This is a genomic window from Variovorax paradoxus, from assembly GCF_030815855.1.
GTDB classification, from domain to species: domain Bacteria; phylum Pseudomonadota; class Gammaproteobacteria; order Burkholderiales; family Burkholderiaceae_C; genus Variovorax; species Variovorax paradoxus_M.
Genome location: NZ_JAUSXG010000001.1, coordinates 5,455,919 through 5,482,565, shown reverse-complemented (window position 1 = coordinate 5,482,565; position 26,647 = coordinate 5,455,919). Strand labels below are relative to the sequence as shown.

The 26,647-nt window shown below is 66.5% G+C and carries 27 protein-coding genes and 1 pseudogene; 11 read left to right on the top strand and 17 right to left on the bottom strand.

Annotation, left to right across the window (positions count from 1 at the left end):
- Positions 1-7 precede the first annotated feature (7 nt).
- Together QFZ42_RS26030 and QFZ42_RS26025 are read right to left on the bottom strand one after the other, a co-directional pair.
- Positions 8-832 carry a biotin--[acetyl-CoA-carboxylase] ligase gene (locus tag QFZ42_RS26030; protein ID WP_307703746.1) on the bottom strand — a complete coding sequence of 275 codons (825 nt, stop codon included), beginning with the start codon at positions 830-832 and terminating at the stop codon, positions 8-10.
- A 2-nt stretch (positions 833-834) separates the two neighbouring features.
- Positions 835-1,467, bottom strand: a complete 633-nt coding sequence (locus QFZ42_RS26025) for an SET domain-containing protein (RefSeq protein WP_307703745.1) — start codon at positions 1,465-1,467, stop codon at positions 835-837.
- A gap of 85 nt (positions 1,468-1,552) precedes the next feature.
- Between QFZ42_RS26025 and QFZ42_RS26020 the strand changes: the two genes are divergently transcribed.
- A complete protein-coding gene (locus tag QFZ42_RS26020; protein WP_307703744.1) occupies positions 1,553-4,507 on the top strand; it encodes a DNA topoisomerase III in 2,955 nt (984 codons plus the stop codon).
- A gap of 157 nt (positions 4,508-4,664) precedes the next feature.
- Positions 4,665-4,847, top strand: a complete 183-nt coding sequence (locus QFZ42_RS26015; RefSeq protein WP_307703743.1) for a hypothetical protein — start codon at positions 4,665-4,667, stop codon at positions 4,845-4,847.
- Positions 4,848-4,867: 20 nt separating this feature from the next.
- On the opposite strand, the gene QFZ42_RS26010 is transcribed toward QFZ42_RS26015, so the two are convergent.
- Positions 4,868-5,755, bottom strand: a complete 888-nt coding sequence (locus QFZ42_RS26010) for a gamma-glutamyl-gamma-aminobutyrate hydrolase family protein (RefSeq protein ID WP_307703742.1) — start codon at positions 5,753-5,755, stop codon at positions 4,868-4,870.
- 127 nt (positions 5,756-5,882) lie between these two features.
- Here QFZ42_RS26010 and QFZ42_RS26005 point away from each other — a divergent pair, with 127 nt between their 5' ends.
- The 8 genes and pseudogenes from QFZ42_RS26005 to QFZ42_RS25970 form a co-directional block, all read left to right on the top strand.
- On the top strand, positions 5,883-6,938 hold the full coding sequence (locus QFZ42_RS26005; protein WP_307703741.1) for a sugar phosphate isomerase/epimerase family protein: 1,056 nt from the start codon (positions 5,883-5,885) through the stop codon (positions 6,936-6,938).
- A 420-nt stretch (positions 6,939-7,358) separates the two neighbouring features.
- Positions 7,359-7,625 (top strand): hypothetical protein, encoded by a 267-nt coding sequence (locus tag QFZ42_RS26000; RefSeq protein WP_307704305.1) that lies wholly within the window; start codon positions 7,359-7,361, stop codon positions 7,623-7,625.
- A 60-nt stretch (positions 7,626-7,685) separates the two neighbouring features.
- A complete protein-coding gene (gene infA / locus QFZ42_RS25995; RefSeq protein ID WP_013544282.1) occupies positions 7,686-7,955 on the top strand; it encodes a translation initiation factor IF-1 in 270 nt (89 codons plus the stop codon).
- Between the two features lie 103 nt (positions 7,956-8,058).
- Complete coding sequence (gene dbpA / locus QFZ42_RS25990; protein WP_307703740.1) at positions 8,059-9,516, top strand: ATP-dependent RNA helicase DbpA; 1,458 nt, start codon at positions 8,059-8,061, stop codon at positions 9,514-9,516.
- 96 nt (positions 9,517-9,612) lie between these two features.
- A complete protein-coding gene (locus QFZ42_RS25985) occupies positions 9,613-9,783 on the top strand; it encodes a hypothetical protein (protein ID WP_175543319.1) in 171 nt (56 codons plus the stop codon).
- An 87-nt stretch (positions 9,784-9,870) separates the two neighbouring features.
- Positions 9,871-10,191 carry a hypothetical protein gene (locus tag QFZ42_RS25980; protein WP_307703739.1) on the top strand — a complete coding sequence of 107 codons (321 nt, stop codon included), beginning with the start codon at positions 9,871-9,873 and terminating at the stop codon, positions 10,189-10,191.
- A 16-nt stretch (positions 10,192-10,207) separates the two neighbouring features.
- Positions 10,208-11,242, top strand: coding sequence for a MerR family transcriptional regulator (locus QFZ42_RS25975; protein ID WP_307703738.1), 1,035 nt, complete (start codon positions 10,208-10,210; stop codon positions 11,240-11,242).
- A 33-nt stretch (positions 11,243-11,275) separates the two neighbouring features.
- Positions 11,276-12,346, top strand: a pseudogene (locus tag QFZ42_RS25970) (acyltransferase family protein); the annotation flags it as partial.
- Between the two features lie 103 nt (positions 12,347-12,449).
- On the opposite strand, the gene QFZ42_RS25965 reads toward QFZ42_RS25970, so the two are convergent.
- The 14 genes from QFZ42_RS25965 to QFZ42_RS25900 form a co-directional block, all read right to left on the bottom strand.
- Complete coding sequence (locus QFZ42_RS25965) at positions 12,450-13,382, bottom strand: fatty acid desaturase family protein (RefSeq protein ID WP_307703737.1); 933 nt, start codon at positions 13,380-13,382, stop codon at positions 12,450-12,452.
- Positions 13,383-13,454: 72 nt separating this feature from the next.
- Positions 13,455-14,123, bottom strand: coding sequence for a GntR family transcriptional regulator (locus QFZ42_RS25960; protein WP_307703736.1), 669 nt, complete (start codon positions 14,121-14,123; stop codon positions 13,455-13,457).
- A gap of 29 nt (positions 14,124-14,152) precedes the next feature.
- Entirely contained in the window at positions 14,153-15,448 is a 1,296-nt protein-coding gene (locus QFZ42_RS25955; RefSeq protein WP_307703735.1) for an NAD(P)/FAD-dependent oxidoreductase, read from the bottom strand.
- Positions 15,445-15,693, bottom strand: coding sequence for a (2Fe-2S)-binding protein (locus QFZ42_RS25950; RefSeq protein ID WP_307703734.1), 249 nt, complete (start codon positions 15,691-15,693; stop codon positions 15,445-15,447). The genes QFZ42_RS25955 and QFZ42_RS25950 overlap by 4 nt, the downstream gene beginning before the upstream one ends.
- Positions 15,690-16,793 carry an NAD(P)/FAD-dependent oxidoreductase gene (locus QFZ42_RS25945; RefSeq protein WP_307703733.1) on the bottom strand — a complete coding sequence of 368 codons (1,104 nt, stop codon included), beginning with the start codon at positions 16,791-16,793 and terminating at the stop codon, positions 15,690-15,692. The genes QFZ42_RS25950 and QFZ42_RS25945 overlap by 4 nt, the downstream gene beginning before the upstream one ends.
- A gap of 11 nt (positions 16,794-16,804) precedes the next feature.
- A complete protein-coding gene (locus QFZ42_RS25940; RefSeq protein ID WP_307703732.1) occupies positions 16,805-17,740 on the bottom strand; it encodes a 4-hydroxyproline epimerase in 936 nt (311 codons plus the stop codon).
- Positions 17,741-17,750: 10 nt separating this feature from the next.
- Positions 17,751-18,893 (bottom strand): branched-chain amino acid ABC transporter substrate-binding protein, encoded by a 1,143-nt coding sequence (locus QFZ42_RS25935; protein ID WP_307703731.1) that lies wholly within the window; start codon positions 18,891-18,893, stop codon positions 17,751-17,753.
- Positions 18,894-18,928: 35 nt separating this feature from the next.
- Positions 18,929-19,846 carry a dihydrodipicolinate synthase family protein gene (locus tag QFZ42_RS25930; protein ID WP_307703730.1) on the bottom strand — a complete coding sequence of 306 codons (918 nt, stop codon included), beginning with the start codon at positions 19,844-19,846 and terminating at the stop codon, positions 18,929-18,931.
- A 133-nt stretch (positions 19,847-19,979) separates the two neighbouring features.
- Positions 19,980-21,323: a type II toxin-antitoxin system HipA family toxin gene (locus QFZ42_RS25925; protein WP_307703729.1), complete on the bottom strand. Its 1,344-nt coding sequence runs from the start codon at positions 21,321-21,323 to the stop codon at positions 19,980-19,982.
- Positions 21,323-21,847 (bottom strand): helix-turn-helix domain-containing protein, encoded by a 525-nt coding sequence (locus QFZ42_RS25920; RefSeq protein WP_307703728.1) that lies wholly within the window; start codon positions 21,845-21,847, stop codon positions 21,323-21,325. The genes QFZ42_RS25925 and QFZ42_RS25920 overlap by 1 nt, the downstream gene beginning before the upstream one ends.
- Before the next feature lie 117 nt (positions 21,848-21,964).
- Positions 21,965-22,939 carry a tripartite tricarboxylate transporter substrate-binding protein gene (locus QFZ42_RS25915; protein WP_373423369.1) on the bottom strand — a complete coding sequence of 325 codons (975 nt, stop codon included), beginning with the start codon at positions 22,937-22,939 and terminating at the stop codon, positions 21,965-21,967.
- A gap of 38 nt (positions 22,940-22,977) precedes the next feature.
- Entirely contained in the window at positions 22,978-24,183 is a 1,206-nt protein-coding gene (locus tag QFZ42_RS25910; RefSeq protein ID WP_307703726.1) for a M20 aminoacylase family protein, read from the bottom strand.
- Between the two features lie 106 nt (positions 24,184-24,289).
- Positions 24,290-25,153, bottom strand: a complete 864-nt coding sequence (locus QFZ42_RS25905) for a pirin family protein (protein WP_307703725.1) — start codon at positions 25,151-25,153, stop codon at positions 24,290-24,292.
- A 48-nt stretch (positions 25,154-25,201) separates the two neighbouring features.
- Entirely contained in the window at positions 25,202-25,603 is a 402-nt protein-coding gene (locus QFZ42_RS25900) for a DoxX family protein (protein WP_307703724.1), read from the bottom strand.
- Positions 25,604-25,688: 85 nt separating this feature from the next.
- On the opposite strand from QFZ42_RS25900, the gene QFZ42_RS25895 reads away from it, so the two are divergent.
- On the top strand, positions 25,689-26,627 hold the full coding sequence (locus tag QFZ42_RS25895; protein WP_307703723.1) for a LysR family transcriptional regulator: 939 nt from the start codon (positions 25,689-25,691) through the stop codon (positions 26,625-26,627).
- Positions 26,628-26,647 lie beyond the last annotated feature (20 nt).

Sequence of the window (26,647 nt, the reverse complement as noted above, 5' to 3'; positions counted from 1 at the left end):
GTGAATCTCAAAAAGCCATGCCGCGCGGGCGCACGCTGACCTCGTCGCTCGAAATCATCTGCAAGCCGCCGGCCGTGCGCACCTGCAGTTCGCCGCCCCAGGCCACGCCTTCGCACTGGCCGAAGCTGCCGTCGCTGAGCTGGACCTCGCGCCCGCGCAGTGCGTCGCGCGCGGCAAAACGCTCGGCAAAGGGCGCGAAGCCCTGTGCCTCGAAAACCTGCACGCTGCGCACCAGCGGCGCGGCAAGCTCGGCAAGCACTTCGGGCGCGGTGGCGTCAGGGCGCCATTGGCGCAGCCAGGCGGGGGGCGTGCGCAAGCCATCGGCCTCGCGCGGACCGAGGTTGATGCCGATGCCGATCACCAGGTAGCGCGGCGGCGCCGTCGCATCGGCGCGGCCCGCATGCGGCATGGCGGTTTCGATCAGGATGCCGGCCAGCTTGCGGTCGTTCACCCACAGGTCGTTGGGCCACTTGAGCGCGACCTTCGCCTCGCCTGACGGGTCGAGGCTTTCCGCCACGCTGACGCCGACGGCCAGCGAGAGACCCGACCAGTCGCGCGGCGCGAGCGGCAGGCCCAGCGAGAAGGTGAGCGAGGCGGCGTTTTCTTGCTCGCCCTGCTGCGCGCTTTGCCACGGCCGGCCGAGGCGGCCGCGCCCGGCGGTCTGGCGCTCGGCCACAAGGAGCACGGGCTCGGCACGGCCGGCGCGGGCGCGGCGCATGAGTTCGGTGTTGGTCGAATCGATCTCGGCCACGGCCTCGACCGCAAACCCGGGCAGCAGCGGCGCCACCGCCGCGGCGATCCGGTCTTCGAACCAGTCGGCCGTGGCGCTCATGCTCAGCCCTTGTCGGCCTCGTCCTTCCTGGACTTCTTTTTTTCCGATTTCTTTTTTTCGGCCTTCTTTTCGGCTTTCTTGTCCGCCTTCTTGGCTTCTTTTTTCTCGGCTTTTTTCTTTTCGGCCTTCTTCTTGGCCTTTTTCTTCTTTTTCTTTTCTTCGTCTTCGTCCTTGGGCGTCAGCAGCGTGCCGCGGCAATTCTCGGAGCCGCACCAGCACGGAAACTCGGCCAGCAGCTTCGGCGTGTAGGGCTCGTCGATGATCAGGCCGTAGTCGTAGTTGAGCTCTTCTCCTGCAGCGATGTTGCGCAGCGCCTTGATATAAACGCGCCCGTCGACCTCGTCGGCCTCGCAGTTCGGCTCGCACGAATGGTTGATCCAGCGCGCGGCGTTGCCGTTCACGTTGCCGTCGATCACGCGGCCGTCGTCGATGTGGAAGTAGAAGGTATGGTTCGGCTGGGCCGGGTCGTGCGGATGGCGGCGCAGCGCCTCTTTCCAGCTGATGACTTCGCCCTTGTATTCGATCAGCGTCTCGCCTTCGGCCAAGTCGTCCACGGCGAACACGCCGTTGCCGTGGACATCCGAACGCCGCATCTGAATGCGGCGGCCGGCGAATTGTGGGGATTTGGAAGGCATCGCCGAAGTCTGTTAGGTTGAATATGCACACATGCGCGTGTGCGCGTGCGCACGCGGGAAGCCGCAGAGTATAGAGAGCCCTTAGATGACAAAGACTTTGGTAATTGCAGAAAAGCCGTCGGTGGCACAGGACATCGTCCGCGCCCTCACGCCGGTGGCCGGCAAGTTCGACAAACATGACGAGCATTTCGAGAACGAAAGCTATGTCGTGACCAGCGCTGTCGGTCACCTGGTCGAAATCCAGGCGCCCGAGGAGTTCGACGTCAAGCGGGGCAAATGGAGCTTCGCGAACCTGCCGGTGATTCCGCCCCACTTCGACCTGAAGCCGGTCGACAAGACAAAGACGCGCCTGAACGCCGTGGTCAAGCAGGCCAAGCGCAAGGACGTGACGCAACTCATCAACGCCTGCGACGCGGGCCGCGAGGGTGAGCTGATCTTTCGCCTCATCGAGCAGTACGCGGGCGGCAAGACCGGCCTGAACAAGCCGGTGAAGCGCCTGTGGCTGCAGTCGATGACGCCGCAAGCCATTCGCGATGGCTTCGACGCGCTGCGCACCGAAAAGCAGATGCAGGGCCTGGCCGACGCGGCGCGCTCGCGCTCCGAGGCCGACTGGCTGGTGGGCATCAACGGCACGCGCGCGATGACGGCTTTCAATTCGCGCGACGGCGGCTTCTTCCTGACGACCGTGGGCCGCGTGCAGACGCCCACGCTGTCGGTGGTGGTCGAGCGCGAGGAAAAAATCCGCAAGTTCGTGAGCCGCGACTACTGGGAAATCCACGGCGTGTTCCAGGCCGAGGCCGGCCAGTACCCCGGCAAGTGGTTCGACGCCAACTTCAAGAAGCCGCCGCCCGGCCCCGACGGCACGGCCGACGCGGAGATTCGCGCCGACCGCGTGTGGAGCGAGCGCGAAGCCCGCGAAATTGCCGACGCCGCGCGCGGCAAGCCCGCCACGGTCACGGAAGAAAGCAAGCCCACCACCCAGGCTTCGCCGATGCTGTTCGACCTGACCTCGCTGCAGCGCGAGGCCAACGGCCGCTTCGGCTTCTCGGCCAAGACCACGCTGGCCCTGGCGCAGAGCCTGTACGAACGCCACAAGGCGCTGACCTACCCGCGGACCGACTCGCGCGCGCTGCCCGAGGACTATCTGCCGGTGGTGAAGGACACGATGAAGATGCTCGCCACCAGCAGCATGAAGCATCTCGCGCCGTTTGCGCAGCAGGCGGTCGACGGCAGCTATGTGAAGCCCAACAAGCGCATCTTCGACAACGCCAAGGTGTCGGACCACTTCGCCATCATCCCCACGCTGCAGGCGCCGAGCGGCCTTTCCGACGCCGAACAGAAGCTCTACGACTTCGTGGTGCGCCGCTTCATGTCGGTGTTCTTCCCGAGCGCCGAGTTCCAGGTGACCACCCGCATCAGCACGGTGGAAGCCGGCGGCAAGAAGTACCCCTTCCGCAGCGACGGCAAGGTGCTGGTCAAGCCGGGCTGGCTCGCCATCTGGGGCAAGGAAGCCATCAACGACGACGATGAGAAGGACGGCAAGAACCTGGTGGTGGTGAAGCCGGGCGAAACGGTGAAGACTGATTCGGCCGACTTGAAGGCGCTGAAGACCCGGCCGCCGGCACGCTACTCGGAAGCCACGCTGCTGGGCGCCATGGAAGGCGCCGGCAAGACCATCGACGACGACGAGCTGCGGGAAGCCATGCAGGAAAAGGGCCTCGGCACGCCAGCCACGCGCGCAGCCACCATCGAAGGCCTGATCACCGAGAAATACATGCTGCGTGAAGGCCGCGAGCTCATTCCGACGGCCAAGGCCTTCCAGCTCATGACGCTGTTGCGCGGCCTCGGCGTGGAAGAACTCTCAAAGGCCGAGCTCACGGGCGAGTGGGAATACAAGCTTGCGCAGATGGAAAAGGGCGCGCTGAGCCGCGACGCCTTCATGCGCGAAATCGCCAAGATGACGGAGCACATCGTCAAGAAGGCGAAGGAGTACGACCGCGACACCGTGCCGGGCGACTACGCCACGCTTTCCACGCCCTGCCCCAACTGCGGCGGCGTGGTGAAAGAGAACTACCGCCGCTACGGCTGCGTCGGCAAGAGCGGCACGGGCGAAGACGCCTGCGGCTTCTCGTTCGGCAAGTCACCGGCCGGGCGCACCTTCGAGGTGGCCGAGGCCGAGGCGCTGCTGCGGGACAAGCACATCGGCCCGCTGGAAGGCTTCCGCTCCAAGGCGGGCTGGCCCTTCACCGCCGAGATCATCCTCAAATACGACGAGGAAGAATCGAAGAACTGGAAGCTGGAGTTCGACTTCGGCGACGACAAGAACGGCGACACCGGCGAGATCGTCGACTTCAGCGAGCAGGACACGGTGGGCCCATGCCCCATCTGCGGCGCTCCCGTGTTCGAGCACGGCAGCAACTACGTCTGCGAGAAGTCGGTGCCCACCACTGCGCAACCGACGCCAAGCTGCACTTTCAAGACCGGCAAGATCATCCTGCAGCAGCCGGTGGAGCGCGCGCAGATGGAAAAGCTGCTCGCCACCGGCAAGACCGACCTGCTCGACAAGTTCGTGAGCATGCGCACGCGCCGCGCCTTCAAGGCCTTCCTGACCTGGAACGCCGAGGAGGGCAAGGTGACCTTCGAATTCGCGCCGCGCGAAGGCGGCAGCAAGTTCCCGCCGCGCAAGACCTTCGGCAAGGCCGCGCCGGCGGGCAAGACGGCGGCAGCCAAGAAGGTGGCGGCGAAGAAGACGCCCGCCGCCAAGAAGGTGCCGGCCGCGAAGAAAGCCGCTGCGCCGCGCAAACCCGGCGCAGGCCTGAAGCCCAGCGACTCGCTGGCCGCGGTGATCGGCGCCGAACCGGTGGCGCGCACCGAGGTCATCAAGAAGCTCTGGGACTACATCAAGGCCAATGGCCTGCAGGATGCGACCAACAAGCGCGCAATCAATGCCGACGCCAAGCTCAAGCCCGTGTTCGGCAAGGACCAGGTGACGATGTTCGAACTCGCGGGCATCGTGGGCAAGCACCTCTCGGCGCCATGACGGCGCGATGAAAGCTTCGGCGCGAAGCCGGACCAGATGGTGCTGGCCACCGAACCGCGCCGATCAACAACCCTGCCGACGGCAGGTGTGTTGCCGCGGGGCCGGAAAAGCTCCGGCCTATAGTGGCCGCAAGTCTCACCCTTGCCTGGAGTTTTCCGTGAAGCCATTCATTGCAGCTGTTTTCGCCATCGCAATCGGCGCCTTGGCGGCGGGCTGCGCCGGCACCGGGTCGGCAAGCAACAGCGACCGCGCCGCTTCGTCATCCGGCAGCGGCGTCACGGTGTTCGGCACGATCGATGCCGGCGTCAGCGGCAGCACCAACCGTTCCGAGCGGCGCTAGCCAGCGGCCGTCCGGCCAAGTCAGCGCCGCAGCAGCGCCTGGCGCAGCACCCGCGCCGCACGGTCGCGGATTCGACCGCCCCCCGCGTCGGGCATGGTGCGGGGCGCAACCTTCGCGGTGGCGCAGGCCCACAGAAAGTCGTGCAGGATGGGCGTGTCGTCGACCGTTTCAGTACTGCCGTATTTGTGGAACTCGGGGTGCCACTGCGTCGCGGCGATGTAGCTGCGGCCCCTGTCGGGGCGGCGCCTGATGGCCTCGGGCACGCGATCGGGCAGGCTCCAGGCCTCGATCTCGAAACCGGGGGCGAGGTCTTTCACGCCCTGGTGGTGAATGCTGTTGACTCGCGCCGTCCTCACCTCGGGGTAAAGCTTCGACATGCGCGTGCCATCCACGATTTCGATCTCGTGAAAATTCTGGTCGTAAGTCACGGGGTCGCGGTGCCGAATGGCTTCGGGGTGATGGTGCTGCGCCTCGATGTCCTGGTACAGCGTGCCGCCGAAGGCGACGTTGATCAGCTGCAGCCCGCGGCACACCCCGAAGATCGGCTTGCCGGCCTGTTCGAAAGCTTCGACCAGCGCCAGGTCGTACAGGTCGCGAATGCGGTCGCCCACCCACGCATCCTGGAGCGGCACCTCGCCATAGCTGCCGGGCCAGACGTCGGCGCCGCCGTGCATCACCACGCCATCGAGCCACTCGGCGTAGTGCGAGAGCTTGGTGTCGCCGCGCGCGGTTTCGCCCGTGGGGCAGGGCACCATCACCACCATGGCGCCGGCCGACATGAGCCAGTGCGCGATGGATTGCTCGACGTACTGCAGCGTCTTGTTGGTGAACAGCGAACGCGCCGGATCTGCATGGGAAAAGCAGGCAGACAAACCGATCTTCAGCCGGGCGGAAACAGGTTGCGGCATCGCGGGACGAGCAGGACGTGCTGTGCGGAAAGGAAAGTCCATTGTGGCGTTTTGGCCTCTCGCACGGGGTCGGACGACACGCCAAGTATGCTTTCAACGCCGCCACGACACATAAGGAAGACAAGCCATGAAAACGATCAAGGGTCCGGCCATTTTTCTGGCCCAGTTCGCCGGGGACGAGGCCCCCTTCAACTCGCTCGATGCCAGCGCCGGCTGGGCCGCGGGCCTGGGCTACAAGGGCGTACAGATTCCGAGCTGGGACGCCCGCCTGTTCGATTTGAAGAAAGCCGCCGAGAGCAAGACCTATTGCGAAGAGGTGAAGGGCACGCTCGCTGCGCACGGCATCGAGATCACCGAGCTGTCGACCCACCTGCAGGGCCAGCTGGTCGCGGTGCACCCGGCCTATGACGCGGGCTTCGACGGCTTCGCGGCGCCCGAGGTGCGCGGCGACCCGGTGCGGCGCCAGCAGTGGGCCGTGGAGCAACTGCACTTCGCGGCCAAGGCCTCGGCCAACCTCGGGCTCACGGCGCATGCCACCTTCTCGGGTGCGCTGGCCTGGCCGTACCTCTACTCGTGGCCGCCGCGCCCGCCGGGGCTTATCGAGGAGGCCTTCGATGAGCTCGCGCGTCGGTGGCGGCCGATCCTCGATGCCTTCGACGCGGCAGGCGTGGACGTGGGCTATGAAATTCACCCGGGCGAAGACCTGCACGACGGGGTGAGCTACGAGATGTTCCTCGAGCGCGTGAACAACCATCCGCGCGCCTGCCTGCTGTACGACCCGAGCCACTTCATGTTGCAGCAGCTCGACTACCTCGCCTACATCGACCACTATCACGAGCGCATCAAGATCTTTCACGTGAAGGACGCCGAGTTCAACCCGACTGGCAAGCAGGGCGTGTACGGCGGCTTCCAGAGCTGGATCAACCGCGCGGGGCGCTTCCGCTCGCTGGGCGACGGGCAGGTCGATTTCAGCGCCATCTTTTCGAAGATGGCGCAGTACGACTTTCCGGGCTGGGCGGTGCTCGAATGGGAATGCTGCATCAAGCACCCCGAAGACGGCGCCCGCGAGGGCGCGGCCTTCATTGCCGAGCACATCATCCGCGTGGCCGAGCGGGCTTTCGACGACTTCGCGGCCGGCGGCGTGGACGTGGCTGCCAACAAGCGGATGCTCGGCATTCGCTGAAAAGGGGCGCCCTGCGGCGGCATCAGCCGCAGCAGCCCACCCGGGCAGCTATGTTTTCAGTAGCATCAAGCCCAACACGATGGCCGCTTCCGGCCGATTCACCTGGGCGTTGTTTTTAAGATAAGCAACTGTCATGCCCCGCGCGCTATAATGTCGGGTTCGTTTCGATACCACGACGAAGCCCTTCGTCACTCCGCCGGCTGACCTGCACCGTCCCTTGGATGTTTCAGGCCTCTTTCTTTCAAGCCGGCTACACAGTGTGTTGGAGCGCCAGACCGGGCGCCCATGATTGCCACCACTGCCTTCGTTCTTGTTGAAGCGAATAGCGCGTCCGCCGCGCCGTTCCGGCCGGCCCACGCCCGTTTTCAATTATTTTTCAGCATTCTGCGCACACCTTTTCGCGCAGGGTGCCAAGGCTTCATGGACATCATTCAACACAGTATCGCGGTGGGCAAGTATCTTGTTTCTCCGCTCATTCGCCACCAGGATGACGGCAACTATGCCGCTTCCGTCTCGATCCGCTCCGGCCAGGGCAGCGGCATGCACGACCGCGTGATGCGTTTCACGCCGCGTTTTGCCAGCCACGCCGCCGCAGCGCGCTACGCCATCGACCAGGGCCTTTGCTGGGTGCGCGAGCGCAGCAGCCCCCTCGGTGTTGCCCCGCTCGCGCTTTCGTGCGCAGGCTGAAACAATTACGCCCATCTTCATATCCAACACACATCGAACGAGATTCAGAGGTAATCACACATGCCCAAGGAAGAACTGATCGAAATGAACGGCGCAGTGACCGAAGTCCTGCCCGACTCGCGCTATCGCGTGACGCTCGACAACGGCCATCAGCTGATCGCCTACAGCGGCGGCAAGATGCGCAAGCACCACATCCGCATCCTGGCGGGTGACAAGGTGTCGCTCGAACTCTCGCCTTACGACCTGACCAAGGGCCGTATCACCTTCCGTCACCTGGAGCGTCGCGGCCCGCCGCCGACCTCCGGCGGCAACAACTCACCCCGCCGCTGATCCGCGACTGACGAAAAGCCTTGCGGCGCCTCACAAAGGGCGCCGGCAAGGCTTTTGTTTTTGTTGCGCATCCCGGTCTGTCGGCCCTCACGGCTGCTGAACGATGACCACACCCAATCCCACAGCCGGCGGCCACCCCGTCCAAGCACAGGCACAGGCCGACAACGGCTTTGCCACGCTGGCGCTCTCGCCCCAGATGCTGGCCAACCTCACCCAGCTCGGCTACACGCAGATGACGCCGATCCAGGCGGCCAGCCTGCCGCCGGCGTTGCTCGGCAAGGACCTGATCGCCCAGGCCAAGACCGGCAGCGGCAAGACCGCCGCCTTTGCGCTCGCGCTGCTCGCCAACCTCAACCCGCGCCGCTTCGCCATCCAGGCGATGGTGCTGTGCCCGACGCGCGAACTGGCCGACCAGGTCACGACCGAAATCCGCCGCCTGGCGCGTGCCGAAGAAAACATCAAGGTGGTCACGCTTTGCGGCGGCGTTGCGCTGCGCGGGCAGATTGCGAGCCTGGAGCACGGCGCGCACATCGTGGTGGGTACGCCGGGCCGCATCATGGACCATCTGGAGCGCGAGAACCTGAACCTCGAGGCGCTCAACACGCTGGTGCTCGACGAGGCCGACCGCATGCTCGACATGGGCTTCTTCGACGACATCGCGAAGGTGGCCCGCCAGTGCCCGAAGGAACGCCAGACGCTGCTGTTCTCGGCCACCTACCCTGAAGGCATCCCCAAGCTGGCGCAGCAGTTCATGAAGAGCCCGCAGCAGATCACCGTGCAGGCACAGCATGAAGGCAGCAAGATCCGCCAGCGCTGGTACCAGGTGAAGGACAGCGAACGACTGCATGCCGTGAGCCTCTTGCTCGACCATTTCCGCCCCGTGAGCACGCTGGCTTTCTGCAACACCAAGCAGCAGTGCCGTGACCTCGTCGAGGTGCTGCAGGCCCAGGGCTTCAGCGCGCTGGCGCTGTTCGGAGAGCTCGAGCAGCGCGAGCGCGACCAGGTACTGGTGCAGTTCGCCAACCGCAGCTGCTCGGTGCTGGTCGCCACCGACGTGGCCGCGCGGGGGCTGGACATTGCGCAGCTCGAAGCCGTGATCAACGTCGACGTGACGCCCGACTCCGAGATTCACATCCACCGCATCGGCCGCACCGGCCGCGTGGGCCAGCAAGGCGACGCCGAAGGCCTGGCGCTGAACCTGGCCAGCATGAACGAGATGGGCAGCGTCGGCAAGATCGAGCAGTTGCAGGGCCGTGAGTCCGAATGGCACGACCTGGCCGAGCTCACGCCCGCCCAGGGCGCGCCGCTCACACCGCCCATGGCCACGCTGCAGATCGTCGGCGGCCGCAAGGAAAAAATCCGCGCCGGCGACGTGCTGGGCGCGCTGACCGGCGACTGCGGCTATGCCAAGGAGCAGGTCGGCAAGATCAACGTCAACGAGTACTCGACCTATGTTGCGGTGGACCGCAGCATTGCCGAAGAAGCCGCACGCAAGCTCGACAACGGCCGCGTGAAAGGCAAGAGCGTCAGGGTGCGCCTGCTGACACCGCAGTCCACCTGACATCCCTCCCATGGCCCCTCGTTTCGGCGCTTGGCAGATGAAATCTGCCGATGTGGCCTAATCGGGGGTCGAACATCCTTTTTATCCGAGCTTTCCATGCCCAAGAAAATCCGTACCGAAGCCGACCGTCTTGCTAGCCCGAAGCCGACCCCCATGCCCGGCTACACCGCGCCTCGCACCGGTGGCGGCCAGAAGATCAGCCTCGAGCGCGGCACCGCGACGCGCAGCAAGAAGAACCCGGGCAAGCGCCCGACCAAGGGCGGCTGATCCAGCCCCCGCGGCTCTTTCTTCGAGCCACGACGAACGCGCCCCCGGGCGCGTTTTGTCATTGGGCCCGCTACAAACAAGGCCGCCATGTCCGACGACAACCAGATCTACATCCCGCCCTCGTTCTTCGCGGTGTACAGCGATGCGCGCCAGCGCCTCTCGGAGCCGATCGGCGTGGTGCGGGAACGCTACGAGATCTGCGAAGACCTGGCCAACCACCTCGTGGGCCACGCGCAGATCCAGCAGCACACCGAGGTGCCGGTCGAGAGCGAGATCCTCCGGCGCATCCATGCGGGGCTCGCCACGCCTGAGGCCGGCGTGTCCGCCGCCGAGGCCGGGTGGATCGTGCAGCGCCTGGCCGAGTTGCTTGGCTGGCCGGGCCCGGAACCGGTACAGGCCGAGGAATAGAACCCGGAGGCGCGCCGTGTTGCTCAAAGTCGGCGAACTGGCCAGGCACACCGGCCTCACGGTGCGCACGCTGCACCACTACGACGCGATCGGCCTGCTGGTGCCCTCGTTACGCTCGGAGGCCGGCTACCGGCTCTACAACGCCGCCGACGCGGGCCGGCTGCACGCCATTCAGGCGCTGCGGCTGCTGGGGCTCCCGCTGGGGGAGATCGGCGGGCTGCTCGGTGCCGACAGCGGCTCGCTGCCCGGCATCGTCCAGCGCCAGATCGCATCGCTCGACCGGCAGATCGCGCAAGCCACGGCCTTGCGCGAACAGCTCGGCCTGCTCGAACAGCGGCTTGCGGAAGGCGTTCAGCCCGACATGAAGGACTGGCTCGCCACGCTGGAGCAGATGGCCGCCTATGGCCGCTATTTCAGTCCCGCCGAGATCAAGTCGCTGATGGCCAACTGGAACACCGTGGCCGACCAATGGCCGCCGCTCGTCGCCGAAGTGGCGGCGTTGATGGCGCACGGCCTGCCGGCCGATGCACTCGAAGTGCAGCCGCTCGCCGCCCGCTGGATGAACCTCATGGGCCAGTGGATGGACGGCAGCTTCGACCTGATCGAGAGATGGGGCGAAATGTACCGGCGCGAGCCGGTGGCACGGCGGGGCGACGGACCCTCGGCGGAACTGATCGCCTATATCGACAAAGCCATCGGCCTGCGCCTGGCCGCGCTGCTGCGCCACCTGAGCACCGGCGACCTCGCGCGCCTGGGCCGGCCGCCTGACGAGGAGTGGCGCCGCCTCGCCGGGGAACTGGCCGGCTTGCAAGCCCGGGGCGTCTCGCCCCGGGACGAAGCGGTACAGGCCATCGCGCTCGCCTGGGTGCGGCTCTTCGACGCTTTCACCGGCCACGACCCGGCTCTTGCCGCCCGGCTGATGAAGGCCATGGCTGCGGAGCCGGTGCTGCAGGCCGCCGCGGCGACCGCCCCCGCAGTGCGCGACTACCTGCTGCGCGCCATCGCCCTCCTTCAGCCGAAAGGTTCGGATCACGCCTCCGCCGCCCCTTGACCCTGACGTAGCGTGAGGCCCGACAGTGGCGCCATGAACAACGTCGACACCTCTCCACCGCTCGCTGAGCGGTTCTACGCGCTCGACAACCTGCGCGCCCTCATGATGTGGCTCGGCATCGTGCTGCATGTGGCGGTCAACCACATCACCACCGAGTCGCCGCTGCCGTGGCGCGATCCGAAGACATCGCCGGCCGCCGATCTGTTGCTGCTTTTCATCCACAGCTTCCGGATGCCGGTGTTCTTCGTGCTGGCCGGCTTTTTCGTGGCGCTGCTGGCCGAGCGGCGTGGCGCGGGCGGCATGCTGAAAAACCGCGGCCTGCGGCTCGCGCTGCCCTTCGCCGTGTTCTGGCCGCCGCTCTTCGCCCTGATGGCCGTGCTCTCCATGGTCTACATCCACCTGACCGTGCACGGCGTGCCGGGCTTCGACACCGCGTTGACACCCGCACGGCAACCTGGCGGCTCGCCCTTCAACACCATGCACCTGTGGTTCCTCTACCAGCTGTTCTGGTTCAGCGTACTGGCGTGGGCGGGTGCGCGCCTGCGGCATTTCGTGCCGGCGCGGCTGCGCGATGCGGTCGCCCTCGGCTTCACGCGGCTTGCGCAACGCCGCTGGGGCTTCCTGGTGCTCGCGCTGCCGCTGGCGCTGGTGGGCTCGTTCTACCCCTCGGGCATCGTCGCGGTAAGCGGCTCTTTCCTGCCGCCATTTGCCGAATGGGTGCAGAGCGGGCTTTTCTTCGTGTTCGGCTGGTACCTGTACCGCGCGCAAGAACATCTGCTCGCGCTCTTCGCGGCACGCTGCAAGAGCAACGCGCTGGCCGCGCTGGTTTTCTTCATCGCAACGGTGGTGTTGCTGGGCGCCGTGCGCAGCAGCAGCCACCGGTTCGATCTGCCGCATCCGGCGTTCTGGATCGCCTTTGCCTACAACTCGGCTTCGTGGCTCTGGAGCCTGGCGCTGATCGGTGGCTTCGTGCGCTACATGCCTGGCCGGAACGCGGTGCTGACCTATCTCTCGCAGAGTTCGTACTGGGTGTACCTGGTGCACATGCTCGGCACCATCGGCTTCGGCATCCTGCTGTTCAACGCGCCGTTCGGCGCGCTGACGAAGATGGGGCTCAACATCGCGGCCACTTCGCTCACAGCGCTAGCAAGCTACCAATTGCTGGTGCGCTACACGCCTGTCGGCACGTTCTTGAACGGGCAAAAACTCATGCGCGCGCGACGGTGGTCGCCTGCCTCAGCAGGCTCAGGTAGCCGGGCTGCACTTCCATGCGCGCCGTCGCACCCCGGCGCTGCAGCAGCCGATGCGCCTTCGGCAGGCTCCAGCAGGGCAGGCTCGTGAACATGTGATGTTCGCAGTGGTAATTGACCCAATAGGGCGCCACCAGAACTCGTTCAAGCCAGCCGGCATGCGTGGTCCGCGCCTGGCGCAGCGGATCGGCCTCGTTCTGCGCCACCAATGCATGCTCCGCGATGTTGCGCACGCGGCTCACGAGCGGCAGCCAGGTGGCCATGGGCAGCAGCCACATCAGGAGCCAGGCCCACCCATAGCCGGCCAGCGCGAAGGTCAGCAAGCCGAGCCCGTTGCCGATCAGGAAGCGCCGGTCTTTCGACAATTCGCGCCCGAAGGCCTTCAGCGCCGATTCGCCCGGCGCGCGATTTCGGATGCCTTCGGCGATATGACCAAAACGCTGCTTGTAGAAAGTCTGGCCGCTCAGGTCCCGCACGACCTTGCGCCGCATCGATTCATGCGTGATCGGAAACGGCGCCGACAGCACAAGGTCCGGGTCTTCGGTCTGCTGCACGAAGCGGTGGTGCTGCAGGTGATAGGGCCGGTAGTCGCGCAGCGTGTACGAGCACAGCCAGTACGCCACCCAGTCGTTGACCTTGCGGTTGCTGTGCAGGCCCGCGTGCGCCGCGTCGTGCATGAGGATGAAGAGCCCCAGTTGCCGCGCGCCGACGATCGGCACCATGAGCGGGATGGTCCACGGCCAGACGATGCCTACGAGCATCGCGGCGCCGATGACGCCCCAGCAATGCGCCACCAACCACAGGCCCTTCCACGGCGAACGGCGGGTGAGCGACTGCCACTCTTCGGCGGTGAAGAAGTCTTCGGGTTGGGCGCGGGGTGCGACGGCCATCGGGCCAGTATGCGCCGAAGGCCGCGCCGGATCACGCGGAGTTCCCCGATGCGAGGAACGAGGCCCTTCGGCCTATTTGTCGATGATTTTTCGGGCGAAAAGCTCGAGATAGTCCATCAAGCGGTTGGCGCCCGCGATGGCCGCCGCCTCGTCGCCGGTCGCGATGCCCTGCGCGAGTTCGAGGTGCGCATTGGCACCCTCGACGATTTCGCCTTCATGCTGGTAGGCGTACCAGAAGCGCCGGCACTGCACGATGAGCGGGATCACCGCCTTCACCGCCGAATCGTTGTGGCTCGCCTGGTGGTTGACGAAGTCGAGCGCACGGTCGGTCTGCATGTAGTCGTTCAGGTCGCCGCGATGGGCCGCCTCGACCATCATCTCGGCGCAGCGCACGATCTCCTTGCGCTGCAGCGCGGTGGCGCGGCGCGCCGAGCAGGCTGCAATCAGCAACTCGAGCACACGCCGGGTCTGGATCACGTCGAGGTGATCGGCCAGGTCGATGGTCGACACCAGCAGCCCGCGGCGCGGCTGCTGCACGATGAGGCCGATCGACACCATGCGCATCAGCGCCTCGCGCACGGGCGTGCGGCCAAGGCCGGTGCGCTCGGCCAGGTCGGCTTCGACCACCTGGCTGCCGGGCTCCAGCTGCATGGTGGAAAGCAGCGTCTCGATCGCGTCGTAGGCGAGGTCGGCGGCCCGTCGCTTGGGTTGGGGGCGGGACACGGTCTTCGGAGTGGCCATGGTTTTTTTCTGCTGCTGCTGCTTCGGCTTCATTGTCGGTCCACATCGTTTAGGGGAGCCGCGAGCCCGGCCAGGGTTGCAATGCGCGCCGGGGAGAGCGGCGGCCGGGGTGCGGGCGGCGCCCAACCGAAGAGGAACTGCGCTGCATCGCCGCACACACGGCCCTGGCAGGCGCCCATGCCGCAACGGCGATGCAGCTTGGCATCGGTCCAGCCGCTGCAACCGGCGAGCGCGGAAAGCGGCACGTCTTCGCAGCGGCACACGAGCGTGTCGGGCTTCGGCATCTGCCGAAGGCCGGGGGCCAGCGTAAAGCTGCGGTGCAACTGTGCCGCAAAGGCATTCCAGTGGGCACGCTCGCGTTCGTGCTGCCTTGCGCCGCGTTCGTTGCCGACGGCTGCGTGGCCGGCGATGGTGCCCTGCGCGAGGGCGCGTTCGCTGCCTCCGAAGCCGGTGCATTCGCCGGCCGCATAGATGCCAGGCAGGCTGGTGCGCTGCCAAGCGTCGACCGCCAACGCCTGCGCGCCCGTGTCTGCAGACGCAAGGGCGCAGCAGAGCATCTGGCCGAGTTGCGTGTTGGGCGTGAGGCCGAAGCCGCACGCCACGCGATCGCATCTGATTTCCATATCGCGGCCGCCTTGCCGGAGCCGGACTGATTCGACCCGGCCATCGCCCTGAACCGAGACGATGCGCGACGAGGTGCGGTACTGCGCATCGGCCAGCGTCAAGGCTTGAACTGCCTTGCCCGGCCAGCGCACCAGGCTGGCGGCAAAGCCCGCGACCGCCGCGAGCGAAGCCTGCTCGGCGATGCGCACGACCTTCGCGCCCGCGGCGCGCGCGGTGGCTGCGGCTGCCAGCAGCAAAGGCCCACTGCCCGCAACGACGATGCGTTCGCCCCGGACGGGCAAGCCCGCCTTGATGAGCGCCTGCAAGCCGCCCGCACCCGTGACGCCGGGCAGTGTCCAACCCGGAAAAGGCAGCAGCAGCTCGCGCGCTCCTGTGCAGAGAATCAGCTTCTTCCACTGCATGCGCCAGCCGCGCACGGCATCTTCGAGCAGCAGTTCGTCGTGCGAGGGCGCAGCGACGACGCGCGTGCCGCTGCACACGCGGATGTTGGCATGATGCGCGAGTGCCTCGCGCCACTTGCGCGCGGCGGGCGGCAGTGCGGCCCCGGGACCGTCGCGCCAGATCTGGCCACCGGGCGCGGGGTTGTCGTCGATTACGACGATCGATGCGCCGCTGGGCGCGGCCGCCACCGCCGCGGCCATGCCCGCGCGGCCCGCGCCGACGATCAACACGTCGCAATGCGCCAGCGGCATGGCGGTCATGCCGAGGTCTCCACCTGCATGCCTTCGGCGCATACCGTCTGGCACGCGAGCATGCGGCGTCCGTCGACTCGTACACGGCATTCCTGGCACACGCCCATGCCGCAGAACGGGGCGCGCGGCTCGCCCGTGACGGAGGTGCGCGCCACGCCCATGCCGCCGTTCACGTGCAGTGCCGCGGCGACCGAACTGCCCGCCTTCACGCGGACCGGACGGCCGTCGATGTGCAGCAGGGTAGTGACGCTCATGCTGTCTCCAGCAGGCCGCGCGGCGCATAGGGCGCCTCATCGAATTCGGGATCAATGCCGTTCATCAACGCCGCGAGCAAATGCGCGCTGCCCGGCGCGGTGGTCACGCCCAGGCCTTCGTGGCCCACGGCGAGCCAGAGCTTCTCGCGCCACGGATGCTTGCCCAGCAGCGGCAGCCCATTGGGCGTCGCAGCGCGCATGCCGGTCCAGGATCGGACCGCAGTGAGGTCCGCGAGGCCCGGCAGGTAGTCGAGCGCGCGCTGCAGCATGCGCGCGAGGATCGGTGCTTCGACCGCCGGGTCGGTGGTGTCGAACTGGCGCGACGAGCCGATCAGCAGCTGCCCTGTCGGCCGCGGCTGCACGTTGAACGCGACCGAGTCGCCGTCGCTGTGATGCGCGCTGGTGACGTAGCCGAGCTCGACGAGTTGGTGATGCACGGTGTCGGGGTAACGGTCGGTGATCAGCAGATGGCCCTTCTTGGGGCGGATCGGCAGCTCGGGACAGAGCGCGGTCGCCTCGATGCCGTTGGCGAGCACGATCTGCGAAGCGGTGCGGCGGCTGCCGTCCGCCAGCCGCAGCGTGCCGTCGTCCGCGATCGCATCGACCTTCGCGTGCTCGATGCGGACCGAATCTCCGCCCTGTGCGAGAAGCCAGCGCGCTGCGTTAGGTGCGTAGAGAATGCCGTCGCCGGGCACTTCCAGCGCACCTGCGAGGCCGTTGCGCAGCGCGGGCTCGGCGCGCGCCAGTGCGGCTCCATCGAGCAGGCGGCTTTCGATGCCGTGCGCCCGCAGACGCTGCTGCTTGCGTTCGGCCTCAGCCATTTCTTCCTCGTTCGCGGCAATCCACAGGGTGCCGCAGGCGCTGTATGCGCAGTCTTTGCTCATGCGCGGTGCCAGGGCGCGCCATTGCGCGGTCGAATGGCTGCTCAGTGCGAGTTCGGCCGGGTTGTCGTCCATCACCACGAGATGGCCCATGCCCGCGCCGGTGGCCCCGCCGATGCGGGCATCGAGCACCAACACCCGGCGGCCGGCCTGCGCCAGCGCATGCGCGCAGGCGGCACCGACGATGCCGGCGCCGATGACGATGACGTCCGCGTCCATGCAGCCCGGCGCTAGAGCCGTATTCCCCACCCGAAAGGATCGTTGTCGTCGATCAGGAGAGTGGCCTCGGCGCTGATGTGTGCACGGCCGCGCAGCGTGGGAATGACCTTGCCGTCTTCCATCGCGTAGCTGGCTTCGAAACGGCTGCCGATCACGCTGGCCTGCGTCCACACGGCCCCCGGCGCGAGCTTGCCGTCGGCCGCGAGGCAGGCGATCTTGGCGCTGGTGCCGGTGCCGCAGGGCGAGCGGTCGTAGGCGTTGCCGGGGCAGAGCACGAAGTTGCGGCTGTCGGCGCCGCCATCGTCGTTGGCGAAGAGCTCGATGTGGTCGATCTCCGCGCCGTCGGCACCCGTGATGCCTTGCGCCGCCAACGCCTTGCGCAGCGCGGCGGTGTAGCCCGTCAGCGCCGCGAGATTGTCGCTCGCCACGCGCTGGCCGTGTTCGCTCACGAGGAAGAACCAGTTGCCGCCCCAGGCCACGTCGCCGCGCACGGTGCCATGGCCCGGCAGATCGACCGCCACCTGGTGCAGGTGGCGATACGCCGGCACGTTGCGCACACTCACCGAGCCATCGGCATGCAGCGTGGTCGTGACGGTGCCCACGGGCGTCTCGATACGGTGCTCGCCCACGCCGATGCGCCCCATGTGCGCGAGGCTCGCGACCAGCCCGATGGTGCCGTGGCCGCACATGCCGAGATAGCCGGTGTTGTTGAAGAAGATCACGCCGGCCGCGGCGTCTTTCGACACCGGCTCGCACAGCAGCGCGCCGACGATCACGTCGCTGCCGCGCGGCTCGAGCACCGTGGCGGCACGCCATTGGTCGTGCCCCTCGGCCAGCAGCGCGCGGCGCTCGGCCATGCTGCCGCCACCCAGGTCGGGAAAGCCGCCGATCACCAGGCGCGTGGGCTCGCCGCCCGTGTGCGAATCGACGATCTGGATGCGTTGCATGTCTTCGGGTTCAGTAGCTGGCGAGGGGAACGGGCGCGGCATTCTTGAAGGTGTACACCGTGATCGGTGCCTGCTTCATGTTGCCCTGCTCGTCGTATGCGTAGGTTGCGGCCACGCCCTTGTAGGTCGTCTTGTAGAGCTCGACGCCCACTTTGTCGGGGTCGATGGAGTTGGCCTTCTGCATCGATTCGCCGATGAACATCACCTGGTCGTAGTACGAGGCCGCGTAGGCGTCCGCGTCGACGTTGAAGCGCTTCTTGAACTTGGCCTTGAACGCCGGGCCGCTCTGCGCCTTTTCGAGAATGGAGCCGCCCTGCGCGCAGAACACCAGGTCGTTGACCGCGTCGCCACCGAGCTTGCCGGTCGCCGGGCTGCAGACGGTGTCGCCGCCGAGCAGCTTGCCGGGGACGGCAAGCTGCTTCATCTGGCGCGCCATGGGTGCGGCCTGCGGCGCGTAGCCGCCGAAGAAGATGGCCTCGGGCGCCTTGGCCTTCATGTTGGTGAGGATGGCGGTGAAGTCCACGGCCTTGTCGGTGGTGAACTCCTGGCCGACGATGGCGAGGCCCTGCTTCTTCGCTTCCTTGGTGAACTCTTCGGCAAGGCCCTGGCCGAAGGCGGTGCGGTCGTCGATCACGCCGACCTTCGTCACCTTCAGCACCTTGGCCGCGTACACGGCCATGCTGGAGCCGATCTGGTTGTCGCTCGCGATGATGCGGTACAGGTTCTTGTAGCCGCCCTGCGTCACCTTCGGGTTGGTGCCCACGGTGGAGACCATGGTGCCGCCGCTGGCGTAGATGCGCGAAGCTGGAATCGCCACGCCCGAGCAGTACGGGCCCATGACGTACTTGACGCCATCGTCCACGAACTTCTGCGCCACGCTCACGCCGGACTTGGCGTCGCACTGGTCGTCTTCGGAGACCAGCTCGAACTTCAGCGTCTTGCCGCCGGCGGTGATCTTCTTGGCATTGAGCTCCTCGATGGCAAGACGCACGCCGTTCTCGTTGTCCTTGCCCGCGAATGCATTGGGGCCCGAAAGCGGTCCGCTGTGGCCGATCTTCACCACCTGCTCTTGCGCGCCGGCGTGGCCTGCGGTAATGAGGGCAGCGAGGCCCACGAGGCCGATGAACGGAACCATACCTGCTTTTGTCTTCATGCTTCTTCCTAGGTTGGGAACAACGAAAAGAGCGGTTATGACATAACCGACTGGTACTGCACAGGCCGCGTAGCGAGCGCCTTCTTCACGATGGCCTCGATGGCCGCGCGCTCCTCGCCGATGAGCGGTAGCCGCGGACGGCGCATGTGCTCGCTGCCCACGCCCACCAGCATGTCGATCAGCTTCAGGTTCTGCACCAGCTTGGTCGACACATCCAGGTGCAGCATCGGCGTCATCCACTGGTAGAGCTTCAGCGCCTCGGCAAACTTGCCGGCCTTCATCAGGTCGTACAGCGCCACCGTCTCGCGCGGGAACGCGCAGCCGACGCCGGCCAGCAGGCCGTCGCAGCCCAGCGCCAGCCCTTCGTACGCCAGGTCGTCCACTCCCAGGAAGAGCTGGTAGCGGTCGCCCACCGTGTTGCGCAGGTCCGTGATGCGGCGGATGTTGTCCGTGCTCTCCTTGATGGCCGCGATCCACTCGCAATCCGCCAGTTCCACCATGTGCTCGGGCTTCAGGTCCACGCGGTAGGCCACCGGGTTGTTGTAGACCATGATCGGTTTTTGCGCCGCATTGGCGATGGTGCGCACATTGAGCATCGCCTCGCGCGCATCGGCCACGTAGATCACCGAGGGCATCACCATGAAGCCGGCCACGCCCAGCTTGTTGGCGCCGTCCACATAGCGCAGCGCTTCGCGCGTGCTGGTTTCAGACACATTCGCCAGCACGGGAATGCGGCCGTCTGCAGCTTCGAGCGCAATCTTTGCGACCTGCAGCTTCTCTTCCAAGGTCAGCGTGCTGGCCTCGCCCAATGAGCCGCAGGTCACGAGACCGTGGATGCCGTTGCGGATCTGGAAGTCGATGTGGCGGGCGGTGCCTTCGGCATCGATGCTCTCGTCGGCGTGGAACTTGGTGGTGATGGCGGGGAAGATGCCTTGCCAGCGGGGATTGGTCACGGATGGTGCTCCTGAGGTGTGCGGTAGAAATCAGGCGCACTTTAAATATATTAACAATATATCGTCAAGACATTTCTACTTTGCCGCAGCGGCGGGCACAAGGCCGGCTCGCCCGCGTCTTGCGTGTTGGGGCTTATCTTGCGTGCGGCGCACCGGCATTGCCAATGTCGGCAAGGCCCGCACGGAAGCGCTCGGCTTCGCTTCGCATGCCTTGCGAAATGGCTTCCCAGGTCCGTGCGGGGAAATCGCCCGGCAACAGGGCCTCGACTTCACCCAGTGCTTCGTCCAGCGATTCCACCATCTCCCGCATGGCGTTCCACACGCCGATGCCGCCGTTCTTCATTGCGAGCTGGTGCCAATGGCGAGCCTGGATGGTGTGGAAAACGTAGTGCTTGCTTTTGGAACGAACCGCCATGGCCAGGCCCGCCTTGCGCGGCTGGAACTGGTTGGGTCCGTTGCCGAAGTAGGGCCACATCGAAATGATGTCGTAGAGCGGCGTCATGTCGTAGATGTCGCCTTGGTACAGGCGGACCGAGAAGTTCTTGGCATGGCCGTCTGTGGCGGCGAGAAGGAAGAAGGCCAGCTGGGTCAGGAGGAACCGGGTGCGGTCGTCGGCGCTCCGGCTTCCTTGCAGGAGTTGCAGGCAGTTGGGCATGCCGGGGCCTTCGTCGTGTTCGTACTTCCTGGTCGACGGCAGCCCCATGGCTTGGCAAAAGTCTTCTTGCGGCAGGCGCGCGATCCATGTGCCTCCGTCCATCCACTCGCGATCGAAACGCTCCACCACCAGGACGGTCTGGCCCTCGAAGGTCGCGATGGATGTAGGCGCCACAGGCAGGCCGAGCGCTTCGACGATCTGCGCGCAAACCCATTCGTTCTGCACCGAGTCGGATGCGTCCACGCGCCTGGAGCCGCCGATGAGTCCGAGCGGCAGCTTGATGATGTGCGTGGTGGGCGTGGCGCCGTGCGGGCGGCACCACGCGCCGTTCCAGCGGGTCAGGGCGGTCTTCTCCTGGGCGCCGGCAAGAGAGATGCGAAACAGATCCTCGTCGCGCATGCTTTCGGGGGTCGCGTCGGATGGCACGGCCCGCAGCAGCTCGGCGACTTCCTTGTGGCCAAGAGGCTCGCAGTTCATGGCCCTCCAGCCTTCGGGCTCGGCACCTTCGGGCAACAGCTGCACGGCACCGACACAGTCGCGCCCGATGGCTTCGAGCAGGTCGAAGGTATTGATGTCCTTGAGCTTGAAACGATGGCCCAGACGCACCCGGATCCCGATGTTGTCGGGCAGCAGGTTGTCGAAGTAGTTCCTGACCACGTCGCCCCGGACTTCGAGCGTGCTGTTGATCGGAATCGACAGCGACAGCGATCGCTGCCGCGGCGATTCCAGCCATCCGGGGTGATACCGGAAAGTGTGGGAGTCGCGATCGACAGACCAGGTGCCGACCAGTTCCCCGTTCATCCACGCATTCAGCGCCTGCATTACCAGGAGCCCGTCTTTGGCCGGATGACGAAGCTGCGGCGCGACGTGGGCTTGACGTCCTTGCCCGGGTTCAGGGCTTGAAGCTGCCGGAGCAATGCACCCGGCGCGGTCGATTGAGGCTGAGCCGACCCGTCCCCGGACGATTGGAGCGCTGGAGCGTCCGGCTCCCCGGGAGGCAGCGTGGCCAAGACCGAGCCATCACTCATCTTCCGGGTCATCCATGGTCCCGCCGGAATGTTCACAGCTGTGTCCTGGAGCAGCTCATATGTTGCCGCGGGCTCCATTGCGTTCTGGACGCCGCCCGATGGCGTGTCTTCCCGCAGGAAAAAGGTTGCTCCCAAAGTCGACAGGAGCTTCGTCAACTGTTCGAGGCCGACAGCCCCGGGATTCGCCTCGATCTCCGCGATTCGTGCCTGGCTGACGCCGACGAGCGCACCCGCTTGCGCCTGTGTCAGGCCGCGTTTTTTCCTTAGCGCCCTCAGGTGAGGACGCAGCTGGTCGACGAAGCGAAGGGGGTAGTCCATCTTGCAAGCAAGATATCGCCCCTAGCTTATTTTGTCAATATACAAGCTTTGACCTATATCGACCGAATAAAGGCCACAGCTTATATTCTAAAAACAAGGCGCAGCTGGTAACATGATCTAGTCGATCTTCGCGCCCGATGCTTTCACCACCGCTCCCATCGCATCCCAGTCCGCGCGCAGCAGCTTCTGGAACTCTTCTGCACTCTGCGTGCGCGGCTCCACGCCCAGGCGCTTGAGACGCTCCTGGATTGCCGGATCGGCCAGCACCTTGTTGGTCGCCGCGTTGAGGCGCTCCACCTCGGCCTTGGGCGTGCCGACGGGCGCGAGCAGGCCGAACCACGAATCGAAGGCGTAGCCGGGCAGGCCGCTCTCGGCCACGGTTGGCAAGACAGGCAGGAAGGGACTGCGAGCCTTGCCGGTGGAAGCCAGCAGTTTCATGCGGGGGTCAGATTGGAAACCCATCACGCCGACGCTCGAGGAGATGACCGCCTGCACCCGCCCCGCGAGCACTTCGTTCACCGCCTCGCCCGTGGACTTGGTTGGAATGTGCGTCATCTCCAACCCGGCCTTGGCGAGGAACGACGCCATCGCAAGATGCGTAGCGCTGCCGTTGCCAGCCGAGGCGTAGTTGTACTTTCCCGGGTTGGCCTTCACCTCCTTGATGAAATCGGCCGTGCTCGACACGTTGAGCCCGCTCGGCACCGCCAGCACATAGCCCGCGTTGCCCACGTTGGCGACGCCCACGAAATCCTTCAGTGGGTCGTATGACAGCTTGCTGTACAGGAAACCCGCGATGTTGTGGCTCGCGGCCGCGAGCACCAGCGTGTTGCCGTCGGCCGGGGCTTTGGCCACTGCGGCGGCCCCCACCGTGCCGCCCGCGCCTGCGCGGTTCTCGACGATGGCGCTGGCGTTGAGCGCCGCGCCCAGCTCAGCGTTGAAAGCTCGCGCCACCGTGTCTTGCACGGCACCGGTGCCGAAGGGCACGACGATGTGGATCACGCGCTGCTGCGCGTGCACGGGCACAAGGGCGCCGAGCGTCGCGGCAGCTGCAAGGGCAGCCAGCGAGCGTCGGGTGAACAGGGTCGGGGTCATCGGAGTGGCTACTTTCATCATCGTTGGCAGTAAAAATCTCAGGCGCCCGACGGCAGCCAGCGCTGCACCAGCTTCACGAAGTAGCTGGCGCCGATCGGAATGATCTCGTCGTTGAAGTCGAACGAGGTGTTGTGGATGATGCAAGGGCCGGGCCCGTGGCCGTCGAGGCGGTGGTCGCCGTCGCCGTTGCCCAGAAAGGCGTAGCAGCCGGGCCGCGCGAGCAGCATGTGCGCAAAGTCTTCGGCGCCCATCACGGCGGGAAAGTTGTCGGTGACCATGTCGTCGCCCACTACCTCGCGCATCACGCCCGCGGCAAAGCGCGCCTCGGCCACGTGGTTGACCACCGGCGGCGAAGAGCGGTTGAAGAAAACCTCGGCCGTGCAGCCGTGCGCCGCGGCCACCCCGGCGGCCACCTCGCGCAGGCGCGCCTCGATCTTGTCGATGGCATCGATCGAGAAGGTGCGGATGGTGCCGCCGACCGTGGCCACGTCAGGAATCACGTTGGGTGCATCCGAGCCCTGCAGCTGCGTGACTGCGAGCAGGGCGCGCTCGGTGCTGGGAATGGTGCGCGGCACGATGGTCTGCAGCTGCTGCGCGAGCGTGACCACCGCGGCCACCGGGTCGATGCCCGTGTGCGGCATCGAGGCATGCGTGCCGCGCCCGCGCAGCGTGATCTTGTAGGTGTTGCTCGACGCCATCAGCGCGCCTTCGTTGAGCGCGAAGCGGCCGACGTCGCCGACGGGAAAGTTGTGCAGCGCAAAGACCGCGTCGCACGGGAAGCGGTCGAACAGGCCGTCCTGAATCATCTTCTTCGCGCCAGCCTTGCCCATCTCTTCGGCGGGCTGGAAGATGAAATGCACCGTGCCGTCGAAGTCGCCCGGGCCCTGCTGCGACAGGTGCCACGCGGCGGCCAGCAGCATGGTGGTGTGGCCGTCGTGGCCGCAAGCATGCATGCGGCCGGCGTGCGTGGACTTGTGGGCGAACTCGTTGGCCTCGTTCAGCGGCAGCGCGTCCATGTCGGCGCGCAGGCCGATGGTGCGTGCACTGGTGCCCTTGCGCAGCACGCCGACGAGGCCGGTGCCGGCAATGCCGCGGTGCACCTCGATGCCCCATTCGGCGAGCAGGCCCGCCACCTTTTCGGAGGTGCGGTGCTCTTCGAAACCGAGTTCGGGGTGGGCGTGAATGTCGCGTCGGATATCGACGAAGCGGGAGACGTTGTTGGCGAAGGAGTCGACGATGTTCATGAGGGTGGGAGCTGCGGCGGAGTCGTTCGAAGCGAACGATTCTGGCGCAGCTGCCCACCGGGCGCACGCTGGTTTGCGTTACGCGAGCACAGAAGACGCAGGCTCCTCAGGCAAGCCGGCCTTCCTCGCGAAGCCGCGCCCCGATGCGGCGGATCTCGGCTTCGCCCTGATCCAGCGCGGCCTTGCTCGTATGTACCGAGTAATGGCCCATCACCAGTGCATGCGGATGCTTCACGGCCGAGCCCAACACAAAGGACGTGTCGCCGCGCGCCACGAAGTCGATGGCCGCGCCGGACTCTTCGAACACCGCCAGCTCGCCCGTGCCGACGGGTTCGCCGCTGGTACTCGTGCCGAGCCGGCCGGCGCTCACTGCGACCCAGCCCACCGTGTGTCCGGGAGGCGGCGTGTAGCGCCATTGCTCGCCGTCTTTCAGCTGCACCGCCAGGTAGTTCATCGGCGCCGGTGCCGGAATGGGGCTTTGCGCCGCGCCGTAGCGGCCGAGCAGCACGCGTGCCGGGCCTTCGCTCGGCACCTGCGAAGGCGCGAGATAGATGCTGTGGGCGGGTGCGTTTTCTTCCGACGCCGGCAGCGCCACCCAGAGCTGGAAGCCCTGAACGCGCTTCGTGTCCGGCACCGGCCCGCCGTTGTGCCACACCCCGTTGCCGGCGCGCATCCACTCGACGCCGCCCGCCGGCAGCACGCCCTGTTCGCCGGTCGTGTCTTCGTACCGCGTATCGCCTTCGATCAACCAGGTCAGCGTCGCAATACCCGAATGCGGATGCATGCCGAAACCCTTGCCAAAGCCCGCGGCGTCGGCGTCGACGAGGTCCAGGAACACGAACGGCTTGAGAAATTCGCCCAGATCGCCCGGGCTCATGAGCCGCGTGATCGGCCCGTGCTGCGAGCCGAGCGTGCGGTAGACGATGGCGCGGGCTTCGGTGGTGGTGGCGGTAACAACGGCGATGGTCATGGGATGCTCCTGAACCGGTGGAAGAAGAAGAAGAAGAAGAAGAAGAGATCAGGCCGCCTTGGCCGCCGGCGCGGGCCGCAGGCGCCAGGTCACGAAGGCCGAGAGCAGCGCGAGCACGACGGCCGGCGCGGGGCTGCCGCCAATCAGCACCACGTGCGTGGCCACGGCGCAGACCATGGTCGCGGTCAGCAGCAGGCCGCCAAGAAAGCCGGTGGCCGGCACCAGCAGCAGCACCGCACCGCCGACTTCGACCACGCCCGTCACATAGCGGAACCATTGCCCAAAGCCGATTGCATCGAACACTTGGACCATCTGCGGCACGCCGGCCAGCTTGGCGGCGCCCGCCGCGCTGAAGGCCAGCGCCAGAAGGATCCGAATGCCCCAGACAATGCGGCGCTGGGTGGTGGAAAGGGAGGGCGAAGAGGAGAAAAAAGAAGATGAGGAAGTCATGGCTCGAAGGTTAGGGCGGCGCCCATTGATCGACTAGACGGCAGAATCGGGTTGCACTCGTCCACCAGCAGAAGGAATTGCCGCCATGCTCGACCTCAACGACATCGCCATGTTTGTGCAGGTGGTGCGCCACGGCAGCTTTGCCGGGGCCGCGCGGCGGCTCGGTTTGCCGCCCAACACCGTGAGCCGGCGCATCCAGCAGCTCGAAGCGCAACTGGGCACGCGGCTGATGCAGCGCTCCACCCGCAAGCTCACCCTCACCAGCGCGGGCCAGGCTTTTCATGAGCGCTGCGCGGGCGCCGTCGACGGGCTGGTCGAGGCCGGGCAGGAGCTGATCACCGGCAGCCGTGAACCCAGCGGCTTGATCCGCGTGGCGGCGACCGCCGATTTCTTCGACTTCTTCCCGATGGAGTGGGTGTCCGACTTTCTGGCCGCGCATCCGCTCGTGCGCGTCGACTTCGTGCTCAGCGACGCCACGTCCGACCTGATCGCCGAGCAGATCGACATCGCTTTCCGCGGCGGCGCGCTGCCGGACTCAGGCTACGTCGCCCGCAAGCTCATGAACGCCCGGACCGACGGCATGGTGGCCAGTCCCGCGTACATCGCCGCGCGCGGCGCGCCCGCCACGCTGCGGGACCTGGCGAACCATGACTGCGTCACCTCGCCCCATCCGAGCGGCCGCACGATATGGCGCTTGGTCGGACCGGGGGGCGCCGAGGAAGAAGTGCAGGCCGCGGGCCGCTTCAGCGGCAACACCGCACAGGCGCTGCGCAGGGCCGCCGTCGCCGGCCTAGGCGTCGCGCTGCTGCCGCCTACCATGGCGAGGCCCGACCTGGAAGCCGGCCGGCTGGTTCCGGTGCTGCCGGAGTACCAGCGCACGGGACAGGGGCTGAGCGTGCTGTATCCGAGCCGGAAGCACCTGCCGCTGGCGGTGTCGGCTTTCGTTGGAATGGTGATGGAGAAGCTGAGCGCGGTGGAGGCGCTGCCGGAGATGCTGCGGGTGGCGCAGGCCCCATCGCGCTGACCGGTCGATTTCCACAGAAA

What these genes read in the sequence shown, in the direction of transcription:
- QFZ42_RS26030 (WP_307703746.1), bottom strand. Translation starts at nt 832, where the DNA reads ATGAGCGCCACGGCCGACTGGTTCGAAGACCGGATCGCCGCGGCGGTG.
- QFZ42_RS26025 (WP_307703745.1), bottom strand. Translation starts at nt 1,467, where the DNA reads ATGCCTTCCAAATCCCCACAATTCGCCGGCCGCCGCATTCAGATGCGG.
- QFZ42_RS26020 (WP_307703744.1), top strand. Translation starts at nt 1,553, where the DNA reads ATGACAAAGACTTTGGTAATTGCAGAAAAGCCGTCGGTGGCACAGGAC.
- QFZ42_RS26010 (WP_307703742.1), bottom strand. Translation starts at nt 5,755, where the DNA reads ATGCCGCAACCTGTTTCCGCCCGGCTGAAGATCGGTTTGTCTGCCTGC.
- QFZ42_RS26005 (WP_307703741.1), top strand. Translation starts at nt 5,883, where the DNA reads ATGAAAACGATCAAGGGTCCGGCCATTTTTCTGGCCCAGTTCGCCGGG.
- QFZ42_RS26000 (WP_307704305.1), top strand. Translation starts at nt 7,359, where the DNA reads ATGGACATCATTCAACACAGTATCGCGGTGGGCAAGTATCTTGTTTCT.
- infA (WP_013544282.1), top strand. Translation starts at nt 7,686, where the DNA reads ATGCCCAAGGAAGAACTGATCGAAATGAACGGCGCAGTGACCGAAGTC.
- dbpA (WP_307703740.1), top strand. Translation starts at nt 8,059, where the DNA reads ATGACCACACCCAATCCCACAGCCGGCGGCCACCCCGTCCAAGCACAG.
- QFZ42_RS25985 (WP_175543319.1), top strand. Translation starts at nt 9,613, where the DNA reads ATGCCCAAGAAAATCCGTACCGAAGCCGACCGTCTTGCTAGCCCGAAG.
- QFZ42_RS25980 (WP_307703739.1), top strand. Translation starts at nt 9,871, where the DNA reads ATGTCCGACGACAACCAGATCTACATCCCGCCCTCGTTCTTCGCGGTG.
- QFZ42_RS25965 (WP_307703737.1), bottom strand. Translation starts at nt 13,382, where the DNA reads ATGGCCGTCGCACCCCGCGCCCAACCCGAAGACTTCTTCACCGCCGAA.
- QFZ42_RS25960 (WP_307703736.1), bottom strand. Translation starts at nt 14,123, where the DNA reads ATGGCCACTCCGAAGACCGTGTCCCGCCCCCAACCCAAGCGACGGGCC.
- QFZ42_RS25955 (WP_307703735.1), bottom strand. Translation starts at nt 15,448, where the DNA reads ATGACCGCCATGCCGCTGGCGCATTGCGACGTGTTGATCGTCGGCGCG.
- QFZ42_RS25950 (WP_307703734.1), bottom strand. Translation starts at nt 15,693, where the DNA reads ATGAGCGTCACTACCCTGCTGCACATCGACGGCCGTCCGGTCCGCGTG.
- QFZ42_RS25945 (WP_307703733.1), bottom strand. Translation starts at nt 16,793, where the DNA reads ATGGACGCGGACGTCATCGTCATCGGCGCCGGCATCGTCGGTGCCGCC.
- QFZ42_RS25940 (WP_307703732.1), bottom strand. Translation starts at nt 17,740, where the DNA reads ATGCAACGCATCCAGATCGTCGATTCGCACACGGGCGGCGAGCCCACG.
- QFZ42_RS25935 (WP_307703731.1), bottom strand. Translation starts at nt 18,893, where the DNA reads ATGAAGACAAAAGCAGGTATGGTTCCGTTCATCGGCCTCGTGGGCCTC.
- QFZ42_RS25925 (WP_307703729.1), bottom strand. Translation starts at nt 21,323, where the DNA reads ATGCAGGCGCTGAATGCGTGGATGAACGGGGAACTGGTCGGCACCTGG.
- QFZ42_RS25920 (WP_307703728.1), bottom strand. Translation starts at nt 21,847, where the DNA reads ATGGACTACCCCCTTCGCTTCGTCGACCAGCTGCGTCCTCACCTGAGG.
- QFZ42_RS25915 (WP_373423369.1), bottom strand. Translation starts at nt 22,939, where the DNA reads ATGACCCCGACCCTGTTCACCCGACGCTCGCTGGCTGCCCTTGCAGCT.
- QFZ42_RS25910 (WP_307703726.1), bottom strand. Translation starts at nt 24,183, where the DNA reads ATGAACATCGTCGACTCCTTCGCCAACAACGTCTCCCGCTTCGTCGAT.
- QFZ42_RS25905 (WP_307703725.1), bottom strand. Translation starts at nt 25,153, where the DNA reads ATGACCATCGCCGTTGTTACCGCCACCACCACCGAAGCCCGCGCCATC.
- QFZ42_RS25900 (WP_307703724.1), bottom strand. Translation starts at nt 25,603, where the DNA reads ATGACTTCCTCATCTTCTTTTTTCTCCTCTTCGCCCTCCCTTTCCACC.
- QFZ42_RS25895 (WP_307703723.1), top strand. Translation starts at nt 25,689, where the DNA reads ATGCTCGACCTCAACGACATCGCCATGTTTGTGCAGGTGGTGCGCCAC.